This is a genomic window from Corallococcus sp. CA047B (assembly GCF_003612065.1).
In the GTDB taxonomy this organism is placed as follows: Bacteria; Myxococcota; Myxococcia; order Myxococcales; family Myxococcaceae; genus Corallococcus; species Corallococcus praedator.
This window is the reverse complement of sequence record NZ_RAWD01000406.1, coordinates 1-7,094: the sequence shown is the minus strand read 5'-3', so window position 1 is coordinate 7,094 and position 7,094 is coordinate 1. Positions and strand designations below refer to the sequence as shown.

Below are 7,094 nucleotides of genomic sequence, written 5' to 3'. Positions count from 1 at the left end.
GGCCTGGGCGGCCTCGCGCGCGAGGATGGGAAGGGGAGGAGTCATCGCGGTGTGCTCACGGCGCAGGGGATAGCAGTCTCCGGGGCCGCGCGGGTGGAGGAAGGCGAGGGGCGCAACACCTTCCGACAATGGCGACGCGGAAGGCGTGGCGCACCGTCCCGTCGGACCCAGGACGCGCGTCCGGCCGTGCTTCCACGCGCCGTTGCTGGGGGAGGCTTTGTCCAGGCGACTGGCTCTCCCGCGCTTTGTGTGGATTCACCGCAAGGAGGTCTTGGGGAATGAGGAGCGGGACATCCAAAGCGCGGAGGAGCCAGGCGAACGGGGGAGCTGCCTCCCGGAAGGTGCGACGCAGGGCCATCGAGCGTGAGCCGGGCCCATCACCGGGGCTCACTGGAGGCACGACGTGAGCCCATGCGGTTCATCCCCCGAGGCTTGACGGTGTCGCGGCGGGGGGGCGAGAAGCAGCCATGCTGAAGACCGCCCTGGGACGTTTTCGTGCCGTTGCCTTCTGGGAGGGGTTGTCCTTCCTGGTGCTGCTGCTCATCGCCATGCCGTTGAAGTACGTGCTGCACCTGCCCCAGGGCGTGCGCGTGGTGGGCATGGCGCACGGCGTGCTCTTCATGGCGTACCTGTACACGCTGCTGATGGCCGCCATCGAATACCGCTGGGGCTTGAAGCGCATCGTCGTGGCCTTCGCGGCCTCGCTGGTGCCCGGCGGGACGTTCTGGTTGGACGCGCAGCTGCGCGGTGAGGCGCGAACGCTGGAGACGGTGAAGGCGCCCTGAACCGGAAGGTTGGCGCGGCCCCCTGGCTACACGCGCGTTCCCGAAGCCGTCCTGGCGTGCGGCTTGCTCCAGCGCCCACGCGGGGGCGATTGACCGAAGGGCCTACCCGACGCAGGCTTGAGGTCATGGGACGTCATACCGACAAGGTTGGGGACGCCTACCCTCGGGCGCCCTCGCAGGAAGAGTGGGAGCGGATGGGGTCGGAGGAGAGGGCGCAGGTGGTGGAAGCACTGCCCGCGGAGGTGACGTACGACGAAATGGCGATGCCGGAAGGAGACTCCCACCAGGAGCCCAAGTTCATCGCGAAGGCCGCGCTCAGGGGCTACTTCAAACGACGCGGGCGCAAGGTGTACGTGGGCTCGGAGTTGCCCGTGTACTACCCGGCGGAGCGGCGCTTCGCGCCAGACCTGTTGGTCGTGCTGGATGTGGAGACCCACCGTCGCGGCAAATGGATGGTCAGCCACGAAGGACGCGGACTCGACTGGGTGATGGAGGTCCACGTCGGGGGCGACCGGAAGAAGGACGCCGAGTTCAACGTGAGTCGCTACGCCCGGCTGGGCATCCCCGAGTACTTCATCTTCGACGGAGGCCGGCTCACGCTGGAGGGCTACCGGCTGGCGACACCCGAGGCGCGCGTCTACACGCGCATGGAGTCCCATCACGGGCGCTTCGTCTCGGAGGTGCTGGGGCTCGAACTCCAGGTGGAAGGTGAAAACGTGCGCTTCTGGGCCGGCAACGCGCCGTTGCTGGATTCCGAGGAGTTCATCGATCGGCTGGAAGACCACTCGGTGGGGCTGCAACGCCGGGCGGAGCAGGAGGCCCGACGCGCGGAGGACGCCGAGCGGCGTCTCACGGAAGAGACACAGCGTCGCGATGAGGAGACCCGGAGCCGCGAAGAGCTGGAGCGCCGGCTCGCGGCGGAAGAGCTGCGCCGCAACCTGGAAGCACAGAGCCGCGACGAACTGGAGCGCCAGTTCAAGGAACTGCAGGCGGAGATGGCCCGGCTGAAGAAGTCCCAGCACTGAGCCGTCCCCTCAGGCGAGGGTGAACGCCCTCGCCAACGTCAACACCTCCACCCGCGTGGCCCCTCCGTCCCACAGGGCGACGGCGGCGGCCCGCGCGGTGGACCCGGTGGTGAACACGTCGTCCAGCAGCAGCACCTCCCGCCCCTTCACCGCCCGCGACGCCACGAAGGCTCCCGCCACGTTGCCCGTGCGCTCCGCCTCGCTCAGCCCCACCTGCCGCTTCGTCTCGCGCGTGCGCTCCAGCCACCCCACCGGCGCCACCCGCCCCGTGGCCTTCGCCATCGTCCTCGCGAGCAGTTGAGCCTGGTCGTACTGCCGCGCGCGGAATCTGCGGACATGCAGCGGCAGCGCCACCACGCACTCCGGCGCTGACCGGAGGAACCGCCGCGCCTCGTCCGCGAGCAACACTCCCAACGGCGCCGCGAGGTCCGGCTGGTCCTCGTACTTGAAGCGATGGATGGCGCGCGCCACCGGCCCTTCGTGCGCGAAGGGCGCCCAGGCCCGGCTGAACGGCGGAGGCACCCTCCGGCACCGGGGGCAGGTGTTCCCTGGGAACGTGCCGGGCTCCGCGCACGTCCGGCAACACACCGGCGGCAGTCGCTCCAGCGCGGTGTCACATGGCTCGCAGAACACCGCGCCCACGCCCGGCAGCACCTTCGCGCAGGCCAGACACATGGGTGGATACAGCAGGTCCAACAAGGCCTTCCACATCACCGGGACTCCAGGGGGCAGCTCATGCCGTGCCCTCGTGCCAGCCCCGTGCCGCACCCCGCTTCACTCCGCCGAGCGGCCTCGCGTCTTGTACGTGAGCACCGGCGCCAGCGTCGCCACCACCCGCACCAGCCCCGCCTCCACCAGGTCCGTCACCACGCGGTCGATGGCCTTGTACGCGGGCGGTGCTTCCTCGAAGAGCAGGTCGCGGTCCTCGCAGACGACGTGGCTCTTGAACACCGTGCGCGTCAGGGACTCCGCGGTGAAGCGCTCCTTGAGGCGCTCTCGCGCCGCCGTGCGCGTCCACTTGCGGCCCGCGCCGTGCGCCAGGCTGTGGGCGCTGTGTTCGCCCGTGCCCACCGGCAACACCAGATAGCTCAGCGCGCCGCGACTGCCGGGAATCACCACCGGCCCTTCATCCCAGGGCGCCGCGCCCTTGCGGTGCAGCCACCCCACGCGCCCGTCCGAGTGCCGCACGGTGACGCTGTTGTGGCACACGTCCAGCACCCGCCGCCCCGTCGCCCCGATGCCCTCCAACGTCCGATGCGCCACCAGCGCGCGGTTCGCCCGGGCCCACGTCACCGCGCCGTCGTGCCGCTCCAGATAGGCGCGCGCCTCGGTCGTCCCCGCCGTCAGCCCGCCCGCCGCGTGCCGGTCCACGTGCGTCCGGAGGATGGCCTCCCCCAGTCCTCGCGAACCCGAGTGCACGAGCAGCAGCAACCGCTCCGCCCGCAACCCCAGCGCCTCGAGGACGCGCGCGTCGTGCACCGTCTCCACCCGCTGCACCTCCGCGAAGTGGTTGCCGCCGCCCACCGTGCCCAGCGCCGCCTCGAAGCCCGTGGCCTTCCCACCCTGCTCCGAAAGAAAGGCCTCCGCGTCACCCTCCCACGCACCTTCCAGGTCCAGCTTCGCCGCCCACCGCTCCGCCTTCGCCTTGCGCACCGGCAGGTCCACGTCCCACAGGCCCATGCCACAGCCGATGTCGCTGCCCACGAGGTAGGGATAGAGGAAGCCCTCGGACTCGAAGGCCGCTCCCACCGGGGCGCCCTTGCCGGGGTGCAGGTCCGGCAGCCCCACCGCGAGGCGCATGCCGGGCAGTCGCGCCACGGCTTCCAGTTGGCGCACCGCCTCGCCCTCCACCCAGGACTGGGGCGAAGCGATGATGCGCACCGTGGCGGCCGGCGCGACGGCCGTGGAGGTTTCAGAAGGTGACGTGGACATGGCCGCTCGGACGCGGGCCCCGCGCGCGCCCTGACGCGCGGGCCCTGGTGCCCGGCCGGGCTGCCCGGCTGCCTACTTGTGGTAGGGCTCGCCTTTGATGATGGTGAACGCGCGGTAGATCTGCTCGATGAGCACCACCCGCGCCAGGCGGTGGGGCAGCGTCATCTTCGACAGGGACAACACCTGGTGCGCCGCGGCGCGCACCGAGTCGTCCAGCCCCTCGTCCCCACCGATGACGAAGAGCAGGTCCTTCGCGCCCGTCTGGGCCTTGGCGACGTAGCGGCCCAGCGCCACCGAATCCAGCAGCGTGCCGCGCTCGTCCAGCGCCACCACCCAGTCCTGCGGCTTGCGCTTGGACAGGATGGCGGCGGCCTCCGCGGCCTTGGCCTCACCGGGCTTGAGCTTCTTGCCCGACGCCTCGGTCAGTTCAATCAGCTCGAAGCGCGTGTAGTGCTCGAGCCGCCGCGCGTACTCCTGCACGGCGGGCTCGAACAGCCCGGAGCGGTCCTTGCCAATGGACAGCAGGCGGACCTTCACATCAGGCCAGCTTCTCCCGGGGCGCGTCCGCCCACAGCCCGTCCAGGTCGTAGAAGGCGCGCACCTCGCCGTTGAACAGGTGGGCCACGACGTCGTCGTAGTCCAGCAGCACCCACTGGCCCGTCTCCATGCCTTCGGTGCTGATGGGGCGCAGGGGCTGCGAACCCGTCTTGAGCTGCACCTGGACGTTCTCCGCCATGGCGCTCACCTGACGGTCGCTCTCGCCGGAGGCGATGACGATGTAGTCCGCGTAGGACGTCATCCCGCGCATGTCGAGGATGACGACGTCGGAGGCCTTCTTGTCGAGCAGCAGGTCGCCGATGCGGCGCGCCAGCTCGCGCGCCTTCGGGTTCTCAGCAATCTTGGGCGGAGCCGGCGGCGCCGGAGCGCGCGGCGCCTTCTTGCGAGCGGCGGCGGTCGTCTTGCGCGGCGGCGGACGGAGGCTGGACTTCGCCGACTTCTTCGCCGCCGTCTTCTTCCGGGCCGGAGCGCGGGTGCCGCTCTTCGCCTTCGCCTTCGTCTTCGTCGTCTTGGATGCGGGGGTCTTCTTCTTCGTGGCCATGTGCCAACTACCCTAGCGCACCCTTGGCAACCTTCCAGCGCTCCTCTAATGGGTTCCGTCCATGAGCGACGCCCGCCTGGAACAATTCAAGAAGATGGTGGCCCAGTTCCCCGACGCCCCCATGGCCTGGTTCTCCCTGGGGAAGCTTCACCTGGAGCGAAAGGAATACACCGACGCCATCCAGAGCCTGGAGTCCGCCGTCCGTCTGGACCCGAACTATGCGGCCGCCCTGGTTTCGCTGGGGGACGCCTATGTGGCCGCCGGACAGACGGACAAGGCCCGCCAGGTGCTGACCACCGGCCGGGACCACGCCCTGGCCCAGGGACACCCGGGCCTGGCCGAGGAGATCGACGAGCGCATCGCGGACCTGGACTGAGCCGGCCCCGGGCTGAAGCGTCTACTCCTGGTCACGCCAGGTGAAGCCCAGGCCGAACACCTGACGGGTGTAGCTCAGGGCGTTGCGCGGCAGGCGCGTGCTCCAGATGCCCCAGGACAGCTCCACGTCCACCCGGGGGGAGACGGGGCGGGCCAGCTTCAGGGACAGGGAGTTCTGCCCCTCGTCCTCCTCCACCAGGATGATCTCCGGCGATAGGAAGATGCCGTCCGGGTAGCGCGACAGGCCCAGGCTGCCCTGCGCGAGCAGCGTCACGTTCCAGGGCAGCCGCACCCCGGCGCTCCCGGTGAGCCGGTGGCGCAGGGCTGTCTCCCCGAAGCTGTTGGAGCTGACCTCCTGGAAGGCATACGTGAGCGAAAGCTTCACCGGCCCCCGGTACGTGTAGCCCGCTCCCGCCACCAGGGCCCCGTCCTGGCGCCGGTCCGGGGCCTGGACGTAGCCGGGGAAGGGCCGGGCCAGGGGGCCGTAGCGGCGCGAACCCCATTCGCCAAACACACTCAGGGAGTGGCGCCGGTCCAACCGGTAGCGCCCCAGCACCCCCACCTCCATTCCGCCGAAGTCGGCGGTGTGGTCCGGGCGGTACACGAAGCGGCGGGCCCCCAGGCGCACGCGCAGCGCGAGCCGCACGTCCGGGGCGTACTCGGCGAACAGGCTGGTGCCCAGGTCCGAGTACGCGCGGCTGCCGCCCCGCCGGTCCTTGGCGTGGCCTTCGGCGCCCACGCCCCACTCGGTGCCCAGCGCCAGCGAGCCCTCCAGCGCGCCCGCCTGCACCAGGGTGTCCTCGTTGGCGTAGTCCAGGTACTTGCGCGCGCCCAGCTCGTAACGGCCCACCACCTGTGAGCGCTCGCCGGTGCCCCGGCCCTCCGCGGTGCCCAGCACGCTCAGCGCCAGGTCCGTGGTGGGGCCCGCCGTGACGCCGTCGGAGAAGTCGCGCGGGGCGTTGCTGTCCGCGAGCATCCGGCCGGTGCCCTTGAGCGAGCCCTGCCACTCGGCCGCGCGCGCACCCCCGCCCCACAGGGTGGCGAGGACGAGCAGGAGCGGGCGGAGGCGGCGGTCCAAGACGCGCGCACCATACTCCGGGCCGCCTGCACGCCCCATCCTCACGAAGCCCCCGGTCCCCACGTCCTCCGGGGGACAACCGGTGGCGCCAGCGGTCGGTGACGCCGCACCCGGACGCCCGGTACATTGGGGCCATGTCTCAAGTGTCCTTGTTCGCGGTGGTGGCCGGCCTGGGGCTCGCCGCCTGTTCTCCGTCGTCCTTCACCACGCAGGTGCAGGGCGAGGCGACGGTGCCGGCGAACACCATCGGCGCGCCCACCCTCCTCAATGCCTTTCCCGCCATCAGCAGCTTCGCGGCGCTGGACTTCAACGAGAACCAGGACTTCAAGAACCGCGACGTCACCAAGGACGAGGTGACGCGCGTGGAGGTGAAGTCGCTGTCGCTCAAGGTGCTCAGCCCCAATGATCAGGGCTTCGACTTCCTGGACTCGCTGGAGGCCGTGGCCCGCGCGGGAGACCGGGAGTCGCGCTTCGCGGGACGGGACGGCATCGCCGGGCTGGGGCTGAACCCGCCCAACCCCACGCTGACCCTGAAGGCGGACGGCAGCGTGGACCTGCGGCCCTACGTGGCCGCGCCCACCATGGCCATCATCCTGCGCGGCTCCGGACGCCTGCCGGAGCGCGAGGTGCGCCTGCAGGCCACGGTGGTGCTGGAGGTGGAAGGGGGCCTGCTCTAGCAGGCTGTTGAGAAACCCCTCCGAGGGATCGACACCCCGCACTGAGGCGTGGTGTCCTCCGCGCCTCGGAGGGAGTGATGCGAGGACGGCCCAAGCAGCAGACGACGCTGTTCAGCCTGAGGA

At 70.7% G+C, this 7,094-nt stretch carries 9 protein-coding genes; 4 read left to right on the top strand and 5 right to left on the bottom strand.

The annotated features are described in order from the left end of the window. Window positions 1-467: 467 nt before the first annotated feature. Both D7X74_RS37210 and D7X74_RS37205 read left to right on the top strand, forming a co-directional pair. Window positions 468-785, top strand: coding sequence for a DUF3817 domain-containing protein (locus D7X74_RS37210; protein WP_120537728.1), 318 nt, complete (start codon window positions 468-470; stop codon window positions 783-785). Window positions 786-910: 125 nt separating this feature from the next. Continuing rightward, entirely contained in the window at window positions 911-1,810 is a 900-nt protein-coding gene (locus tag D7X74_RS37205) for a Uma2 family endonuclease (protein WP_120537727.1), read from the top strand. A gap of 9 nt (window positions 1,811-1,819) precedes the next feature. On the opposite strand, the gene D7X74_RS43775 is transcribed toward D7X74_RS37205, so the two are convergent. From D7X74_RS43775 to rsfS, 4 genes are all read right to left on the bottom strand, one after another. After that, the gene (locus D7X74_RS43775) at window positions 1,820-2,521 is read right to left on the bottom strand and encodes a ComF family protein (protein WP_199741985.1); all 702 of its coding nucleotides are present in this window, start codon (window positions 2,519-2,521) and stop codon (window positions 1,820-1,822) included. A gap of 63 nt (window positions 2,522-2,584) precedes the next feature. Then, the gene (locus D7X74_RS37190; RefSeq protein WP_120537726.1) at window positions 2,585-3,742 is read right to left on the bottom strand and encodes an RNA ligase RtcB family protein; all 1,158 of its coding nucleotides are present in this window, start codon (window positions 3,740-3,742) and stop codon (window positions 2,585-2,587) included. Between the two features lie 72 nt (window positions 3,743-3,814). After that, complete coding sequence (locus D7X74_RS37185; protein WP_120537725.1) at window positions 3,815-4,279, bottom strand: 23S rRNA (pseudouridine(1915)-N(3))-methyltransferase RlmH; 465 nt, start codon at window positions 4,277-4,279, stop codon at window positions 3,815-3,817. Between the two features lies 1 nt (window position 4,280). Then, complete coding sequence (gene rsfS, locus D7X74_RS43770) at window positions 4,281-4,841, bottom strand: ribosome silencing factor (protein ID WP_199732976.1); 561 nt, start codon at window positions 4,839-4,841, stop codon at window positions 4,281-4,283. 61 nt (window positions 4,842-4,902) lie between these two features. Between rsfS and D7X74_RS37175 the strand changes: the two genes are divergently transcribed. Beyond that, window positions 4,903-5,217 carry a tetratricopeptide repeat protein gene (locus D7X74_RS37175; protein WP_120537724.1) on the top strand — a complete coding sequence of 105 codons (315 nt, stop codon included), beginning with the start codon at window positions 4,903-4,905 and terminating at the stop codon, window positions 5,215-5,217. Window positions 5,218-5,238: 21 nt separating this feature from the next. Here D7X74_RS37175 and D7X74_RS37170 read toward each other — a convergent pair whose 3' ends face one another. Next, window positions 5,239-6,294: a hypothetical protein gene (locus D7X74_RS37170; RefSeq protein WP_120537723.1), complete on the bottom strand. Its 1,056-nt coding sequence runs from the start codon at window positions 6,292-6,294 to the stop codon at window positions 5,239-5,241. 134 nt (window positions 6,295-6,428) lie between these two features. Here D7X74_RS37170 and D7X74_RS37165 point away from each other — a divergent pair, with 134 nt between their 5' ends. Beyond that, complete coding sequence (locus D7X74_RS37165; protein WP_199732975.1) at window positions 6,429-6,971, top strand: hypothetical protein; 543 nt, start codon at window positions 6,429-6,431, stop codon at window positions 6,969-6,971. The last annotated feature ends 123 nt before the right edge of the window (window positions 6,972-7,094 follow it).

Excerpts from the sequence above, each read along its gene's own strand:
- D7X74_RS37175 (WP_120537724.1), top strand. The coding sequence starts at position 4,903 with ATGAGCGACGCCCGCCTGGAACAATTCAAGAAGATGGTGGCCCAGTTC.
- D7X74_RS37190 (WP_120537726.1), bottom strand. The coding sequence starts at position 3,742 with ATGTCCACGTCACCTTCTGAAACCTCCACGGCCGTCGCGCCGGCCGCC.
- D7X74_RS37165 (WP_199732975.1), top strand. The coding sequence starts at position 6,429 with ATGTCTCAAGTGTCCTTGTTCGCGGTGGTGGCCGGCCTGGGGCTCGCC.
- D7X74_RS37210 (WP_120537728.1), top strand. The coding sequence starts at position 468 with ATGCTGAAGACCGCCCTGGGACGTTTTCGTGCCGTTGCCTTCTGGGAG.
- D7X74_RS43775 (WP_199741985.1), bottom strand. The coding sequence starts at position 2,521 with ATGTGGAAGGCCTTGTTGGACCTGCTGTATCCACCCATGTGTCTGGCC.
- D7X74_RS37205 (WP_120537727.1), top strand. The coding sequence starts at position 911 with ATGGGACGTCATACCGACAAGGTTGGGGACGCCTACCCTCGGGCGCCC.
- rsfS (WP_199732976.1), bottom strand. The coding sequence starts at position 4,841 with ATGGCCACGAAGAAGAAGACCCCCGCATCCAAGACGACGAAGACGAAG.